The sequence below is a fragment of the Cupriavidus taiwanensis genome, assembly GCF_900250115.1.
Taxonomy (GTDB): Bacteria; Pseudomonadota; Gammaproteobacteria; order Burkholderiales; family Burkholderiaceae; genus Cupriavidus; species Cupriavidus taiwanensis_B.
Map to the genome: position 1 here is coordinate 2,909,256 of NZ_LT984803.1, position 14,898 is coordinate 2,924,153.

Annotated in this window: 15 protein-coding genes; 4 read left to right on the forward strand and 11 right to left on the reverse strand. The window is 66.8% G+C overall.

Annotated elements, in window-relative coordinates:
• Positions 1-168 precede the first annotated feature (168 nt).
• From holA to CBM2586_RS13590, 5 genes are all read right to left on the reverse strand, one after another.
• Positions 169-1,227, reverse strand: a complete 1,059-nt coding sequence (gene holA / locus CBM2586_RS13570) for a DNA polymerase III subunit delta (protein ID WP_115661202.1) — start codon at positions 1,225-1,227, stop codon at positions 169-171.
• Between the two features lie 7 nt (positions 1,228-1,234).
• Positions 1,235-1,750 (reverse strand): LPS assembly lipoprotein LptE, encoded by a 516-nt coding sequence (lptE, locus tag CBM2586_RS13575; protein WP_115661201.1) that lies wholly within the window; start codon positions 1,748-1,750, stop codon positions 1,235-1,237.
• Positions 1,751-1,797: 47 nt separating this feature from the next.
• Positions 1,798-4,419: a leucine--tRNA ligase gene (gene leuS, locus CBM2586_RS13580; protein WP_115661200.1), complete on the reverse strand. Its 2,622-nt coding sequence runs from the start codon at positions 4,417-4,419 to the stop codon at positions 1,798-1,800.
• 180 nt (positions 4,420-4,599) lie between these two features.
• Positions 4,600-5,397, reverse strand: a complete 798-nt coding sequence (dapB, locus tag CBM2586_RS13585; RefSeq protein ID WP_115688008.1) for a 4-hydroxy-tetrahydrodipicolinate reductase — start codon at positions 5,395-5,397, stop codon at positions 4,600-4,602.
• Between the two features lie 108 nt (positions 5,398-5,505).
• Complete coding sequence (locus CBM2586_RS13590) at positions 5,506-6,162, reverse strand: outer membrane protein assembly factor BamE (protein WP_115688010.1); 657 nt, start codon at positions 6,160-6,162, stop codon at positions 5,506-5,508.
• A gap of 244 nt (positions 6,163-6,406) precedes the next feature.
• On the opposite strand from CBM2586_RS13590, the gene fur reads away from it, so the two are divergent.
• A complete protein-coding gene (gene fur / locus CBM2586_RS13595; RefSeq protein ID WP_012353845.1) occupies positions 6,407-6,838 on the forward strand; it encodes a ferric iron uptake transcriptional regulator in 432 nt (143 codons plus the stop codon).
• Between the two features lie 93 nt (positions 6,839-6,931).
• On the opposite strand, the gene CBM2586_RS13600 is transcribed toward fur, so the two are convergent.
• The 4 genes from CBM2586_RS13600 to tkt all read right to left on the reverse strand — a co-directional run bounded on the left by CBM2586_RS13600 (position 6,932) and on the right by tkt (position 11,413).
• Positions 6,932-7,927: a LysR family transcriptional regulator gene (locus CBM2586_RS13600; protein WP_115661197.1), complete on the reverse strand. Its 996-nt coding sequence runs from the start codon at positions 7,925-7,927 to the stop codon at positions 6,932-6,934.
• 28 nt (positions 7,928-7,955) lie between these two features.
• Positions 7,956-8,351 (reverse strand): hypothetical protein, encoded by a 396-nt coding sequence (locus CBM2586_RS13605; RefSeq protein WP_145987404.1) that lies wholly within the window; start codon positions 8,349-8,351, stop codon positions 7,956-7,958.
• On the reverse strand, positions 8,300-9,298 hold the full coding sequence (gene gap / locus CBM2586_RS13610) for a type I glyceraldehyde-3-phosphate dehydrogenase (protein ID WP_115688012.1): 999 nt from the start codon (positions 9,296-9,298) through the stop codon (positions 8,300-8,302). The genes CBM2586_RS13605 and gap overlap by 52 nt, the downstream gene beginning before the upstream one ends.
• Before the next feature lie 81 nt (positions 9,299-9,379).
• The gene (gene tkt, locus CBM2586_RS13615) at positions 9,380-11,413 is read right to left on the reverse strand and encodes a transketolase (RefSeq protein ID WP_172583237.1); all 2,034 of its coding nucleotides are present in this window, start codon (positions 11,411-11,413) and stop codon (positions 9,380-9,382) included.
• Between the two features lie 301 nt (positions 11,414-11,714).
• Here tkt and CBM2586_RS13620 point away from each other — a divergent pair, with 301 nt between their 5' ends.
• Genes CBM2586_RS13620 through CBM2586_RS13630 form a run of 3 tightly spaced genes read left to right on the forward strand, consistent with a single transcriptional unit; the run spans position 11,715 to position 13,582 of the window.
• A complete protein-coding gene (locus tag CBM2586_RS13620) occupies positions 11,715-12,149 on the forward strand; it encodes a VOC family protein (RefSeq protein ID WP_115661195.1) in 435 nt (144 codons plus the stop codon).
• A complete protein-coding gene (locus CBM2586_RS13625; protein WP_115661194.1) occupies positions 12,149-12,910 on the forward strand; it encodes a 16S rRNA (uracil(1498)-N(3))-methyltransferase in 762 nt (253 codons plus the stop codon). Before CBM2586_RS13620 ends, CBM2586_RS13625 begins: the two co-directional genes overlap by 1 nt.
• Positions 12,911-12,967: 57 nt before the next feature.
• Positions 12,968-13,582 (forward strand): YidB family protein, encoded by a 615-nt coding sequence (locus tag CBM2586_RS13630; RefSeq protein ID WP_115688014.1) that lies wholly within the window; start codon positions 12,968-12,970, stop codon positions 13,580-13,582.
• Positions 13,583-13,663: 81 nt separating this feature from the next.
• On the opposite strand, the gene CBM2586_RS13635 is transcribed toward CBM2586_RS13630, so the two are convergent.
• Both CBM2586_RS13635 and CBM2586_RS13640 read right to left on the reverse strand, forming a co-directional pair.
• Entirely contained in the window at positions 13,664-14,281 is a 618-nt protein-coding gene (locus tag CBM2586_RS13635) for a barstar family protein (protein WP_018006331.1), read from the reverse strand.
• Complete coding sequence (locus CBM2586_RS13640) at positions 14,278-14,649, reverse strand: ribonuclease domain-containing protein (RefSeq protein ID WP_115661192.1); 372 nt, start codon at positions 14,647-14,649, stop codon at positions 14,278-14,280. Before CBM2586_RS13640 ends, CBM2586_RS13635 begins: the two co-directional genes overlap by 4 nt.
• Positions 14,650-14,898 lie beyond the last annotated feature (249 nt).

Sequence of the window (14,898 nt, forward strand, 5' to 3'; positions counted from 1 at the left end):
GGGGGAAGGCCGTCTATGTGTGTTCCTTCCCTCTCCCGCGCGCGGGAGAGGGGTTGGGGGAGAGGGCCGGAGCATCTCGCGGCGAGATCGCCCGAGCCACCGCCTGCCCTCTCCCCCGGCCCCTCTCCCGCGGGCGGGAGAGGGGAGCAAACCTTCGGGACGCGAACGCTAGCGCGCAACCATCAGCGCCAGCTGCTGCAAGCCGTCCCACGGCTCGGCCGGCAGCGGCGCGGCGCCTGGCGGCGGCAGGTCCTGCAGGCCCTTGACCTGGCGGTCCAGCCGCGCGGCCAGCGCCAGGGCTGCTTCCAGCCGGGCCTGCGACAGGCGCTGCGCGGCCTGCGGCACCAGCCGCTCGCGCGGGCCCCAGACGCGCAGTTCGCGCATCAGCACGCCCGCCGGCTTGCCGGCCGCGAGCCCTTGCCGGACCTTGGATAATACGCGAATTTCCTCGGTCAGCGCCCACAGCACCAGCACCGTGGCCTCGCCCTCGCCGCGCAGCCCTTCGAGCATGCGCACCAGCCGCGGCACGTCGCCCGAGAGCATCGATTCCGACAGCTTGAACACGTCGTAGCGGGCCACGTTCAGCACCGCGTCGTGGACCTGGTCGAAACTCACTTCGCCGGGCGGGTACAGCAGGCCCAGCTTCTGGATTTCCTGGTGCGCCGCCAGCAGGTTGCCCTCGACCTTGTCGGCGATGAATTGCAGCGCACGCCGGCCCGGCTCTCCGCCCTGCACGTGCTGCTGCTGCAGCGCCAGCCGCTCGCCGACCCAAGCCGGCAAGCGGGTGCGGTCCACGGTGTCGACCTTGATCGACACGCCGGCGCCTTCCAGCGCCTGGAACCACGCCGACTTGGACGCGGCAAAATCCAGCCGCGGCAGCGTCACCAGCATCACCACGTCGGGCGACGGCTGCGCGGCCACGGCGCGCAGCGCCTCGCCGCCGTCCTTGCCGGGCTTGCCCGAGGGAATGCGCAACTCGACGATCTTGCGGTCGCCGAACAGCGACATCGACTGCTGCGCCTCGACCAGCCGGCCCCAGTGGAAGCCGCGTTCGGCCACCAGCACCTCGCGTTCGGTAAACCCCGCTTCGCGCGCCGCCGCGCGCAGGCGGTCGACCGCCTCCAGCACCAGCAGGTGCTCGTCGCCGTGCACCACATACAGCGGCGCCAGGCCCTTGGCCTTCGCCTGCTTCAGGTGCGCGTCGAGCCCGTCGAGCTTGAGTTGCATGCGCGCGTCAAATGGCCTTGACGGCGGCCAGCCGGCGCATCAGCTGCTGCACGATGTCGCGCTGCATGTCGCGGTACAGCTGCTGCTCTTCATAGTCCTTGGCCAGCGTGTTGGCTTCGTTGTAGGTCAGGTCGCGCGTCAGCACCAGCTGCGACGGCGCAATCAGTTCCTTGCCCGCGGCATCGCGCAGGCGGAAGGTGAAGCGCTGCGTCAGGCGGTATTCGCGCACCACGCCCTCGGTCGTGATCGACAGGATGGACTTGGTGCGGGTGTCCTGCAGCACGTCCAGCAGCGCGTCGGCCTCTTTCTGGTCGGCCACCACCTGGGTGTCAGAGCCGCCTCGGATCGCGCGGCGCAGGTCCGCGCCCATCAGCGAGTTGGGCGGGATGCCGATATACAGCCGCTTGAAGGCGAAGTCCGAGTTGCCGCGCAGATGGAAGCCGCAGCCGGCCAGCACGCCCGCGGCCGGCACTGCCAGCAGGGCTGCGAGCAGCTTGCGGCGTCCCAGGTTCAGTCGCTTCATGGTTGGCGATTCCTTTGTCAGGTTCCGGCGGGCGGACGACGGTGCTGTCAAAGCACCACGTTGACCAGGCGGCCAGGCACCACCACGATCTTCTTCGGCGCCTTGCCTTCGGCAAACTTGGCCACGGTGTCGCTGGCGGCGGCGGTGGCCTCGATTGCGGCGCGGTCGGCGTCGGCCGGCACGGTGATGCTGCCGCGCACCTTGCCGTTGATCTGCAGCACCAGCTCGATCTCGCTGCGCACCAGCGCGGCTTCATCGACCTGCGGCCAGGGGGCGTCGAGCAGGTCGCCGGCCTCGGCGGCATAGCCCAGCTGCTCCCACAGGCCGTGGGTGATGTGCGGCACCACCGGATACAGCACGCGCAGCAGGATGCCGAAGCACTCGCGGCGCGCGGCCGGCGACGCGGTCTTGGCGTCGTCCAGCGCGTTCAGCATCTTCATGGTGGCGGACACCACGGTGTTGTACTGGATGCGCTGGTAGTCGTAGTTGGCCTGCTTGAGCACGCCGTGGATCTCGCGGCGCAGCTCGGCATCGTCCGCGCCCGGCGCGCCGGCGGCCCCGTCTCGGATCGCGGCGGCGTTGGCATAGCCGTAGTTCCACACACGGCGCAGGAAGCGCGACGCGCCCTCCACGCCCGAACCGCTCCACTCCAGCTGCTGCTCGGGCGGCGCGGCGAACATCACGAACAGGCGCGCGGTGTCGGCGCCGTACTGGTCGATCAGCGCCTGCGGGTCGATGCCGTTGTTCTTGGACTTCGACATCTTCTCGATGCCGCCGATCACCACCGGCTGGCCGTCGGCGACCAGCGTGGCGCCTACCGGGCGGCCGCGCTCGTCGGTCTGCAGGTCGACCTCGGCCGGGTTGTACCAGTGCTTCTTCCCCGAGGCGTCTTCGCGGTAATAGGTCTCGTTGAGCACCATGCCCTGCGTCAGCAGGTTGGTGAAGGGCTCGTCGAACCTGACCAGGCCCAGGTCGCGCATGACCTTGGTCCAGAAGCGTGCGTACAGCAGGTGCAGGATCGCGTGCTCGATGCCGCCGATGTACTGGTCCATCGGCATCCAGTAGTCGTTGCGGGCATCGACCATGGTGGCCGCGTCCGGGCAGGTATAGCGCATGTAGTACCAGCACGAATCGATGAAGGTATCCATCGTGTCGGTCTCGCGGCGCGCGGGCTTGCCGCACGACGGGCAGGTGCACTGCAGGAAGCGCGGATCCTTGGCCAGCGGGTTGCCGGTGCCGTCCGGCACCAGGTCTTCGGGCAGCACCACCGGCAAGTCCTGTTCAGGCACCGGCACCACGCCGCAGCTGTCGCAGTGGATCAGCGGGATCGGCGTGCCCCAGTAGCGCTGGCGCGAGATGCCCCAGTCGCGCAGGCGCCAGGTGGTCTTCTTCTCGCCCAGGCCCATCGCTGCCAGGTCGGCGGCGATCGCCTCCACCGCGGCCTGGTAGCCCAGCCCATCGTACTTGCCGCTGTGGATGCAGGTGCCATGTTCCTTGTCGCCGTACCATTCCTGCCAGGCTTCGGTCGAATACGGCTGGCCCTTGACGTCGATCACCTGCTTGATCGGCAGCTGGTACTTGTTGGCGAAGGCAAAGTCGCGCTCGTCGTGCGCGGGAACGCCCATCACGGCGCCGTCGCCGTAGCTCATCAGCACGTAGTTGCCGACCCACACGTCGACCTTTTCGCCGGTCAGCGGGTGCACGACCTGCAGGCCGGTCGGCATGCCCTTCTTCTCCATGGTCGCCATGTCGGCTTCCATGACCGAGCCGTGCTTGCATTCGTCGATGAAGGCAGCCAGTTCGGGGTTGTTCAGCGCGGCGTGCGTGGCCAGCGGATGCTCGGCGGCGACCGCGCAGAAGGTCACGCCCATGATGGTGTCGGCGCGCGTGGTGAAGACGTAGAGCTTGCCGTCGTTGATCGGCTTGCCGTCCTCGCCCGGGATGTCATGGGTGAAGGCAAAGCGCACGCCCACGCTCTTGCCGATCCAGTTCTGCTGCATCACCTTGACGCGCTCGGGCCAGCCCAGCTGGTCCAGGTCGCCCAGCAGCTCCTGCGCATAGTCGGTGATGCGCAGGTAGTACATCGGGATCTCGCGCTTTTCGACCACCGCGCCCGAGCGCCAGCCGCGGCCGTCGATGACCTGCTCGTTGGCCAGCACGGTCTGGTCGACCGGGTCCCAGTTGACGGTGCCGGTCTTGCGGTAGGCGATGCCCTTCTCCAGCATCTTCAGGAACAGCCACTGGTTCCAGCGATAGTAGTCCGGGCTGCAGGTGGCAACCTCGCGCGACCAGTCGATCGCCAGGCCCATCGACTGCATCTGCTTCTTCATGTAAGCGATGTTGTCGTAGGTCCAGGCGGCCGGCGCCACGCCGTTGTTCAGCGCCGCGTTTTCCGCCGGCATGCCGAAGGCGTCCCAGCCCATCGGCATCAGCACGTTGTTGCCGTTCATGCGCAGGTAGCGCGCCATCACATCGTTGATGGTGTAGTTGCGCACGTGGCCCATGTGCAGCTTGCCCGACGGATACGGCAGCATCGAGCAGGCGTAGAACTTGGGCTTTTCCTTGCCGTCGGGCCCGGCGGCATGCTCCGACACGCGATAGGCGTCGATGGCTTGCCAGTGCTGCTGGGCGGCTTGTTCAACGGCGGAAGGAAGGTATTTGTCTTGCATGGTCGGGACAGCAGTCAGGGCAACGGTCAAGCCAGCGTCTGCGCGGCAACTGGCCTGCCGGCATCGGGGAAGATTCGTTGGAAAGTAAGCGGCGGGCGCCAGTCTGGGCGCCCGCCCGGCGTGCAATGCTAAAGCAATCGATTATAACCGTGGCGGCAGCGCTGGCCGCCCGCGGCGGCCTTACTTCAGGCCCAGCACGTCCTGCATGTCGAACAGCCCGTTGGCCTTGTCGGCCAGGAAACGGGCCGAACGCACCGCGCCGTCGGCATACGACTGGCGGCTCGACGACTTGTGGCTGATCTCGATGCGCTCGCCGATGCCGGCGAACATCACGGTGTGGTCGCCGACGATGTCGCCGCCGCGAATGGTGGCAAAACCGATCGAACCCGGGTCGCGCTCGCCGGTATGGCCTTCGCGGGCGAACACGCCGCAGGTCTTGAGGTCGCGGCCCAGCGCATCGGCGATCACTTCGCCCATCTTCAGCGCGGTGCCCGACGGTGCGTCGACCTTGAAGCGGTGGTGGGCCTCGATCACCTCGATGTCATAGCCGCTCGACAGCAGCCTGGCCGCGACTTCCAGCAGCTTGAAGGTGGCATTGACGCCGACGCTGAAGTTGGCGGCAAAGACGATGCCGATCGATTTGGCGGCCTCGGCCAGCGCGGCCTTGCCGGCCTCGTCGAAGCCGGTGGTGCCGACCACCATCTTGACGCCCAGCTTCTGCGCCGCTTGCAGGTGCGCCAGCGTGCCTTCCGGGCGGGTGAAGTCGATCAGGCAATCCGCGCCGGCCAGGCCGGCGTCCAGGTCCGCCGTGATCGCCACGCCGGTGTTGCGGCCCAGGAACAGGCCCGCATCCTGGCCCAGCGCCGGCGAGCCCGGCAGGTCGAGCGCGCCCGACAGCTTCACGCCCTCGGTGTTCAGCACTTGTTCGATCAGCATGCGGCCCATGCGGCCCGATGCGCCTGCGATGGCGATGTTCATGGTGTCTGGCTCTGCGGAATATGCGCGGTGCGCGAAAGAGAAACGAGCCGGCCATGACTGGCCGGCCCGGAAAACCGGCAGCGCGCCGCGGCTGGCGCGCGTGATCGATCAGTTGGCGGCGGGCTTGGTTGCGTCGGCAGGCGCGGTGGCCTGGGCCGGAGCAGACGCTTCGGCGGCGGGCTGCACCGCCTGCGCCGGTTGTGCGGGAGCGCCGGACGCTTCCGGCTGCGCCTGCCGCGGCACGAAGTTCTCGACCGTGGTCTGCTGCTCGGCCGGGGCCGGGGCCGGGGCCGGGGCCGCGGCTGCGCTGGTGGATATCCTGCCCGGCGTCTGCTCCTTGAGCGCCTTCTTCATGCCGTCGATTTCGGCGATCAGCTCATACTCGGACGGCAGTTCGTCACCGCCAAACTTGACCAGGCGCTCGCCCTCGAAGAACACCGTGTAGCGGCGCTGCTGGACCACGGAGGTATTGCCGCGGCGGAACGAAAACACATAATCCCAGCGGTTGGCATGGAACACGTCGTTCAGCAGCGGCGTGCCGAGCAGGAACCTGACCTGGTCGCGGGTCATGCCTTCGCGCAGCTGCGAGGCGGCTTCGCGCGAGACGAAGTTGCCCTGCACGATGTTGATCCGGTACGGCGTGATGGCGTTGGCTACCTTGCGCGAAGTGGAATCGTAGGCCGAGCAGGCGCCGGCCAGCAGGGCCGCGGCCAGCAGGGAAACAACCAGCGTCGGACGCATGGCGGACGAACGGATAGAACGCATGGATCTCGTTTCCGGAGGGAAAGAAAAGTAACGCGGCAGAGAACGGCTGCGCAGGCATAAAAATGGCGCAAAATGCGCCGATTGCACCCCACGCGCGGATGGCATCTGCCGCCGCAACCACATGGGTCGGCAGCCTCGCCGGGCACGCGATGCCGACCCGGGACATCGTCGGCACGAGCGACTTTTGCTGCCAAAACCCTTATGATTCAACTATCCAGACATTGTACTCTAGGGAGTCACCCACATGCCGAGTCCGGCGGACCTCAAGAATATCGGCCTGAAGGCGACCGTGCCCAGGCTGAAGATTCTTGAAATTTTTCAGACCAGCGAACAGCGTCACCTGAGCGCGGAAGACGTCTACCGCATCCTGCTCAACGAGCATATGGATATCGGCCTGGCCACCGTCTACCGCGTGCTGACCCAGTTCGAGCAAGCCGGCCTGCTGTCACGCAACAACTTCGAGTCCGGCAAGGCGATCTTCGAGCTCAACGAAGGCAAGCACCACGATCACCTGGTGTGCCTGGACTGCGGCCGGGTCGAGGAATTCTTCGATTCCGAGATCGAGCAGCGCCAGCAAAGCATTGCGCGCGAGCGCGGCTTCACCCTGCAGGAACATGCGTTGTCGCTGTACGGCAACTGCACCAAAACAAACTGTCCCCACAGACCTAAACGATAAGCAACCGCTCGCTCCCTTGCCGGAGCGCAGACGGGCAACAAAAAACCGGCGCCAGGCGCCGGTTTTTTGTTGGTGGCGTGCAGCAGCCACGGCTCAGCGCGCCTGCAGGTCCTGCAGGTCCTGCTCGCTCACCGCCCGTGCCGTGCGTGCCGGCGGCAGGCCGACGAACTCGCCCACCACCTGGCGGAACAGGCCGCGCGCCCACACCAGCATCGGGTGAGTGTTGCGGCTGCGATGCCAGAACATGTTCAGGCCGAGCGTGGTGTTCAGCTCTGCCGGCAGCGGGAAGGCCTTCAAACCATAGGTTTCGCAGGCCATGTCCTTGGTCAGCGCATTGACGGTGAAGATCATGTCGGTCTGCGAGGCCAGTTCTGCCTGGGCCCGCCACGAATGTACCGTCAGTGAGGCATTGCGCTTGAGGCCGCGCTGCTGCAGTGCGTAGTCAAGCGGAATCAGCGAAGGCGCCGGGCGTCCCGAGCCACCGGAGTGCGCCATGAAGATATGGCCGCAGTCCAGGTATTGCTCCAGCGTGCAGTGGCCCTTCAGCACCGGATGGTCCTTGCGCGCGCACACCCACAGGTTCAGCGACGTCACCATTTCCTCGACGATTTCCGGATGGCGGGTCGGGAACGGCGAGAATGCCAGGTCGAGTTCATTGGCGCGCATCGAGGCCACGTCGGTTTCCCACGAATGGGACTCGACCAGCTTGATATGCAGGTCCGGCGCCAGCGCCTTGATGCGCAGCACGAAACGGTTGAACACCGTATCGCCCAGTTCCGCGGCAAAGCCGATGCTGAGCGTGCCGGTGGCGGTGGCCGGATCGAAGTTGTCCGCGTCGCCCTCGTTGATCGACGACCACAGGTCCAGCATGTCGCGGACCTTGGGCCCCAGCTCGAGCGCGCGCGGTGTCGGCGTCAGCCCGTGCGGGACGCGGATAAAGAGTGGATCGTCAAAGATTTCGCGCAGCCTGCCCAGCGAATGCGAGACCGCCGGCGCGGTCATGTGCATCTTCTCAGCCACGTAGGTGGCATTACGCTTGCTCAGCAGCTCGGTGAAGATCACTAGAAGCTTTGTGTCTACGTTCACCATGATCAGGCCCCGGTCAGATTTTTCACAGCTAAGATGGCCCCACCACTTGCACTGGCTGCACATCAGATTTCAACAGCGTCTTAATAGTGTAAGAGGAAAAATCAGGCTCGGAAAGCAAATTCGGCATTTCTGAAACGGCCGCGCACGACATTACTTCGAAAAATTGCGCGATTTTGCCGCCATTGATTGCAGATGCGTACATTACTGGCGGCTCAACCGGCACTTCATTCCCGCAGGACCTGCAACTTCGGTTTCCACTTTTATCATTCTTTTCTGACGCAACTATTTCAGTGGCGCCAGCAGACCAGCCATCCTGCCTGAAAAAAGAAAAACGCGCCCGCAGGCGCGTTTCCGTGCTGTGGTAGCGGCGGATTACTTGGCCACCACGCGCGCCATTTCCAGGCACTTGTTCGAGTAGCCCCACTCGTTGTCGTACCAGCTCACCACCTTGATGAAGGTGCCGTCCAGCGCGATGCCGGCTTCGGCATCGAAGATCGAGGTGCGGGCATCGCCGCGGAAGTCGGTGGCAACGACCTTGTCTTCGGTGTAGCCCAGCACGCCCTTCAACGCGCGCTGGCTCTGGGCCTTCATCTCGGCACAGATTTCTTCGTACGAAGCGGACTTTTCCAGCTCGACGGTCAGGTCGACCACCGACACGTCGGAGGTCGGCACGCGGAACGACATGCCGGTCAGCTTCTTGTTCAGCTGCGGGATCACCACGCCCACGGCCTTGGCGGCGCCGGTCGACGACGGGATGATGTTTTCCAGGATGCCGCGGCCGCCGCGCCAGTCCTTGTTGGACGGGCCGTCAACGGTCTTCTGCGTGGCGGTGGCGGCGTGCACGGTGGTCATCAGGCCGCGCTTGATGCCCCACTTGTCGTTCAGCACCTTGGCCACCGGGGCCAGGCAGTTGGTGGTGCAGCTGGCGTTGGAGATGATCGCCTCGCCCTTGTACGTGTCGTGGTTCACGCCGTACACGAACATCGGGGTGTCGTCCTTGGACGGGGCCGACATGATCACCTTCTTGGCGCCCGCGTCGATGTGCTTCTGCGCGCCTTCCTTGGTCAGGAAGATGCCGGTCGACTCGATCACGACGTCGGCGCCGACCTCGCCCCACTTGAGCTCAGCCGGATCCTTGACGGCGGTCAGGCGGATCTTCTTGCCGTTGACGACCAGGGTGTTACCGTCGACCGACACTTCGCCGTCGAAGCGGCCGTGCACCGAGTCGTACTTCAGCATGTAGGCCAGATAGTCGGGCTCGAGCAGGTCGTTGATGGCAACGACTTCGATGTCCTTGAAGTTGGCGGCGGCGGCGCGGAACACCATGCGTCCGATGCGGCCGAAGCCGTTGATGCCGATCTTGATGGTCATGACTGTCTCTCCTGAGGATCGATTGAAACCGGTGGGCGCCGCGTCTGCCGCGCGCACCGCGCGGCTCCAGCGCCCGGATGCTTAGATAAGGGAGTCCTTCACCGTACGGACCACATTCTCGACGGTAAAGCCGAAGTGCTTGAACAGCACGCCGGCCGGGGCCGATTCACCGAAGGTATCGATGCCCACCACCGCCTGGACCTGGTACTTCCACCAGAAGTCCGTCACGCCCGCCTCGACCGCCACGCGCGGCACGCCGGCCGGCAGCACGCTGGCCTTGTAGGCGGTGTCCTGCTTGTCGAACACGGTGGTCGCGGGAATCGACACCACGCGCACATGCACGCCTTCGGCGGCCAGCGCATCGGCGGCGCCCACGGCCAGGCCCACTTCCGAGCCGGTGGCCAGGATCACGGCGTCCGGACGGCCGGTCTTGGCATTGACGCTGTCGCGCAGCACGTAGCCGCCGCGCGCGATATTGGCGCGGGTGGCGTCGTCGCGCTGCTGGAACGGCAGGTTCTGGCGGCTGAAGATCAGGCAGCTCGGGCCGTTCTCGCGGCGGATCGCCTCAGCCCAGGCCACGGCGGTCTCGGTGGTGTCGGCGGTACGCCAGACGTCCATGTTGGGGATCAGGCGCAGGCTGGCGACGTGCTCGATCGACTGGTGCGTCGGGCCGTCTTCGCCCAGGCCGATCGAGTCATGGGTGAACACGAACAGCGAGCGGATCTTCATCAGCGCCGCCATGCGCAGCGCATTGCGGCTGTAGTCCGAGAAGGTCAGGAAGGTCGCGCCGTAGGGGATGTAGCCACCGTGCAGCGTGATGCCGTTCATGATGGCGCTCATGCCGAATTCGCGCACGCCGTAGTTGATGTGGTTGCCCCAGGCGTCCACGCGCACGGCCTTGCTGCCCGACCAGTTGGTCAGGTTCGAGCCGGTCAGGTCGGCCGAGCCGCCGAGGAACTCGGGCAGCACCGGGCCGAAGGCCTCGATGGTGTTCTGGCTGGCCTTGCGGGTGGCGATGGTCTCGGCCTTTTCCTCGCACTTGGCAATGAAGGCTTCCACGGCGGCATCGAACGAACCCGGCAGCTCTCCCTTCATGCGGCGGGTGAATTCGCCGGCCTCGTACGGGTGGCGCTCGGCATACGATTCGAACAGCGCGTTCCAGGCACGTTCCAGCGCCTGGCCGTTGGCCTTGGCGTCCCAGGCGTCGTAGACCTCGGCCGGCACCTCGAACGGGGCGTGGGCCCAGCCCAGCGCCTCGCGCGTGGCCAGCACTTCGGCGCCGCCCAGCGGGGCGCCGTGCACGTCGTGGCCGCCTTCCTTGTTGGGCGCGCCCTTGCCGATCTTGGTACGGCAGCAGATCAGGGTGGGCTTGTCGCTGGCCTTGGCCTGCGCGATGGCGTTGTCGACCGCGACCACGTCGTGGCCGTCGATGCCGCGGATCACGTTCCAGCCGTAGGCTTCGAAGCGCTTCGGGGTGTCGTCGTTGAACCAGTGCACCACGTCGCCGTCGATCGAGATGCCGTTGTCGTCCCACAGCGCAATCAGCTTGTTCAGCTTCAGCGTGCCGGCCAGCGAGCAGGCCTCGTGCGAGATGCCTTCCATCAGGCAGCCGTCGCCCAGGAACACATAGGTGTAGTGGTCGACGATGTCGAAGCCCGGGCGGTTGAATTCCTCGCCCAGCAGGCGTTCGGCCAGCGCCATGCCGACCGCGTTGGTAATGCCCTGGCCGAGCGGGCCCGTGGTGGTCTCCACGCCCGGGGTGATGCCGTATTCCGGGTGGCCGGCGGTCTTGCTGTGCAGCTGGCGGAAGTTCTTCAGCTCTTCGACCGGCAGGTCGTAGCCGGTCAGGTGCAGCAGCGCGTAGATCAGCATCGAGCCATGGCCGTTGGACAGCACGAAGCGGTCGCGGTCGGCCCACTGCGGGTTGCCCGGGTTGTGCTTCAGGTGCCGGCCCCACAGCGCCACGGCGATGTCTGCCATGCCCATCGGCGCACCGGGGTGGCCGGAATTGGCCTGCTGGACGGCGTCCATGGCAAGCACGCGGATGGCGTCGGCCATCAGCTTGGCGGGCTGGGAAGCAAAAGGACTTGTGGCGGGATGGGCAAGGGCGGACATGCGGGCGGATTCGGCGTAAGCCTTGGCGGCAGGAAAACCGCAATTTTAGCAGAAGCCAGGGGGTTCTCCGGACTGCCGGACGCCCCGTCGGCCGAGTCCGGGCGATCATCGCAGGCCGCCCGCGCAGCCGCATGCCGGCAAGCGGAACTATCCGGGCCCCGGCATGCCTGATGCTTCACCCCGACGCCATGCCACGGAACGTGGCGCGGCACTTCGACAGCGTAGCGCGGCACGCGTAAGATGCACTCTCGCACCGCGCGGCCCGCCGCCGCGCCGGGTTTCCCGCAATCAGGAGACGATCATGACCAGACCGGCCAACACCCCCTGGCTCACCCCCTACCTGACCGTCGCCAACGGCCGCGCCGCGCTGGACTTCTATGGCCGCGCCTTCGGCTTCAGCCCCGGCAACGTGGTCGACGAGAACGGCGTCCCGACCCACGCCGAGATGCACTACCAGGGCCAGCTGGTGGTGATGTTCGCGCCCGAAGGCGCGTGGGGCAGCACGGCGCGCACGCCGCGCTCGCTGGGCGTGGAGTGCCCGCAGACTTTCTATGTCTATTGCGACGATGTCGACGCCATGCACCAGCGCGCGGTCGATGCCGGGGCGGTCAGCCTGATGGCGCCGGCCGACCAGTTCTGGGGCGACCGCTACTGCATGGTCGAGGATCCCGATGGCTACCGCTGGGGCTTCGGCAAGCCGCTGGCCGAGGCCAGCCAGGCCAGTCAGGCAAGCTGATGGCGCCACGATTTTTTGTCGGCGGCGCGGACGCCGTGCTGGCCGCCGACTCCGATTTCACGCTGCCCGAACCCGTGGTGCGCCACGCGCAGGTGCTGCGCCTGGCGCCGGGCGACGCCATCACCCTGTTCGATGGCCGCGGCGGCAGCCACGCCGCCACGCTGGTCGAGCTGGGCAAGCGCCACGCGCTGGCGCGCATCGGCGCGCATGACGCCGCCGAGGCCGAGCCGCCGTTCCGCGTCACGCTGGCACAGGGCCTGGCCGGCGGCGACAAGATGGACTGGCTGATCGAGAAAGCCGTCGAACTGGGCGTCGCGGCGATACAGCCGCTGCAGGCCAGCCGCTCGGTGGTGCGCTTGTCCGGCGAACGCGCGCAGAAACGCCAGGCACACTGGCAGGCCCTGGTCCAGGCCGCCTGCGAGCAATGCGGCCGAAATCGTTTGCCGGCGGTGACGGAGGTCACTAACTTGGATACGTGGCTGGCGCGCGCAGACCGGTCCGGCAACGGCGGCACCAGGCTGCTGGTGTCGCCGCGTGCCGCGCAAGCGCTGCCGGCGCTGGTGGCGGAACGGCGCGAGGCCTTGCTGGCCGATGGCGTCACCTTGCTGATCGGCCCGGAAGGCGGGCTGGCACCCGAAGAAGAGCAGGCCGCGCTGCGGGCGGGTTTCACCGGCGTGTCGCTCGGTCCGCGCATCCTGCGCACGGAAACCGCCGGGCTTGCGTGCCTGGCAACCCTGAACGCCTTGCTGGGCGGATTCTGACGACAGGGCCGCCCCGGCCCTGTGTCACCTTGCAACCCTGACTGAAAGGAGTCGACCATGGGACTACTCGATAGCGTGCTGGGCGGTGTGCTCGGACAGCTCGGCGGCGCGCGCGGCGAGGATGGCCAGGCCGGCGGGCTCGACCCCAAGCTGATGATGGCGCTCGGCCTGCTGGCGACGCTGGCCATGCGCAGCCGCGCGCAAGGTGGCGATGCCGCCGGCGACGCACCCGCGGCCGATGATGGCCTGGGCGGGCTGGGCAGCCTCGGCGGGCTGCTGGGCGGCATGCTCGGCGGCGGCGCCGGCACGCCCGGCGGCGCTACCGGCGGTCTCGACCTGGGCTCGCTGCTCGGCGGCCTGCTGGGCGGCCAGGGCGGCGCGCCGGCCAACAGCCAGGCGCTGGGCGCGGCCGCCGGCGGCATCGGCGCGCTGCAGCAGATCCTGGCGCAGGCGGGGCTCGGCGAACAGGTCGATTCGTGGATCGCCAGTGGCGCCAACCAGCCCGTCACGCCGTCAGCGCTGAGTGATGCGCTGAACGACACCGGCGCGCTGCAGTCGCTGGCGCAGAGCACCGGCATGTCGGAGGACGACGTGGCGGCACAGCTGAGCGAAGGCCTGCCGGAACTGATCGACCGGCTCACGCCGCATGGGCACCTGCCGGCGCAGGAATAAGCGCCCTATCTGCCCCGACAAGCAAAAAGCCCGCATCAGCGGGCTTTTTGCCTGGTATGCCGTGGAACGGCAGCCGCGCGCTCAAGCGAACGAGTAGAACACGCGGAACTGCACCTTGCGCTCGCCCCAGAACTCCGCGGCGTCGCGGAACACGTCGAGCAGCACCTCGCGCGCTTCCTTGTCGAACTTCTGAGCGATCGGCAGTCCCTCCAGCACGATCACGAAACCCGGCTGCGGGCCGGCCTTGTAGATCATGTCGGTCAGGCAGTCGGCCAGCGCATCGAAATTCTTGCCGAAATGCTTGGGAAAGGTGAACGAGGTGGCGATGGTTTCGAGGATCTCCGCCTTGCTGGCGCAATGCGCGCAATTGGCATAGAGAAAATGCTGGCCGAGATCGGCCGCGGCCTGGGCCAGTTCCGGCACGCGGAAGGCGCGGATCGACTGGACGATGTTCGGACGCACCGTCTTGAACAGGTTCATGGCCCCCTCGCTGGTGCCGTCGTTCCAGCCGGGACCGGCGGGCATGGCCACGGGCGCGGTCGCGGGCGGGAGTTTTTGCATGAGCTCCTGGCTCGGCATCATCAGCACGTTGTCGTATAGGTTCTGGGCCTGCTGCTGAGCCCGCTGCCAGCCATCTCCGGCGCCGCGCTCTTCGCGGGCGGCAAGGGCGTCGCCCAGTCCGAAAATGTCAGTCATCATTTGAGTATCCGTTTGAAGCTGTTGTAGTGGTCTTCCGTGTAGTAACAATCGTTGGCAGCGCGCTGTTCCCCGCCGCAGACGATCCGCTTGGCTCCCCGGTTCCGGCTCCTGGCGCTCTTGACCGTGTATTCGCGGTAATAACCGCGTTCTCTTTGCGGCAGGATGCGTTCGTAGTTGCCGAATCTCGAGCCGTCCTTGTCATACGCGAACGGGCCGCCGGCTTCGATGCGCTCCAGGGTCTGCCGCGCTTCGTTGGGCAACTGCTGCACTGCAATGGTTCCCAGCCCTTCGGTCTGCGCCTGGCGTGCCAGGGTCGGCTGCGCCAGGGCCAGCACCAGCGCCGCGCCGGTCAGGGACCGGGCCAGCATGCGCGTTGCCTGCCGCATCGGAGAAACTTGGAAACCCACGTTGCTTGTCTTGGTTGAACCGGAAATCGAGCCTGCCGCTGGTTGGGTAGACGATCTGTCCGGGCCACCCTGGCCTGCCCCTCTGCGCTGCATGAAGCGTCGCAAGAGGAATGCCGGCCGCACCGGGGCGCTCATGGCGAGCGCCTGTATCAAAGGCGTAAGGTTACGCGCATGCACGCAATTAATCAATCCCGGCCCTGTTGCAGCGCA

Excerpts from the sequence above, each read along its gene's own strand:
- holA (WP_115661202.1), bottom strand. The coding sequence starts at position 1,227 with ATGCAACTCAAGCTCGACGGGCTCGACGCGCACCTGAAGCAGGCGAAG.
- lptE (WP_115661201.1), bottom strand. The coding sequence starts at position 1,750 with ATGAAGCGACTGAACCTGGGACGCCGCAAGCTGCTCGCAGCCCTGCTG.
- leuS (WP_115661200.1), bottom strand. The coding sequence starts at position 4,419 with ATGCAAGACAAATACCTTCCTTCCGCCGTTGAACAAGCCGCCCAGCAG.
- dapB (WP_115688008.1), bottom strand. The coding sequence starts at position 5,397 with ATGAACATCGCCATCGCAGGCGCATCGGGCCGCATGGGCCGCATGCTG.
- CBM2586_RS13590 (WP_115688010.1), bottom strand. The coding sequence starts at position 6,162 with ATGCGTTCTATCCGTTCGTCCGCCATGCGTCCGACGCTGGTTGTTTCC.
- fur (WP_012353845.1), top strand. The coding sequence starts at position 6,407 with ATGCCGAGTCCGGCGGACCTCAAGAATATCGGCCTGAAGGCGACCGTG.
- CBM2586_RS13600 (WP_115661197.1), bottom strand. The coding sequence starts at position 7,927 with ATGGTGAACGTAGACACAAAGCTTCTAGTGATCTTCACCGAGCTGCTG.
- gap (WP_115688012.1), bottom strand. The coding sequence starts at position 9,298 with ATGACCATCAAGATCGGCATCAACGGCTTCGGCCGCATCGGACGCATG.
- tkt (WP_172583237.1), bottom strand. The coding sequence starts at position 11,413 with ATGTCCGCCCTTGCCCATCCCGCCACAAGTCCTTTTGCTTCCCAGCCC.
- CBM2586_RS13620 (WP_115661195.1), top strand. The coding sequence starts at position 11,715 with ATGACCAGACCGGCCAACACCCCCTGGCTCACCCCCTACCTGACCGTC.
- CBM2586_RS13625 (WP_115661194.1), top strand. The coding sequence starts at position 12,149 with ATGGCGCCACGATTTTTTGTCGGCGGCGCGGACGCCGTGCTGGCCGCC.
- CBM2586_RS13630 (WP_115688014.1), top strand. The coding sequence starts at position 12,968 with ATGGGACTACTCGATAGCGTGCTGGGCGGTGTGCTCGGACAGCTCGGC.
- CBM2586_RS13635 (WP_018006331.1), bottom strand. The coding sequence starts at position 14,281 with ATGATGACTGACATTTTCGGACTGGGCGACGCCCTTGCCGCCCGCGAA.
- CBM2586_RS13640 (WP_115661192.1), bottom strand. The coding sequence starts at position 14,649 with ATGCTGGCCCGGTCCCTGACCGGCGCGGCGCTGGTGCTGGCCCTGGCG.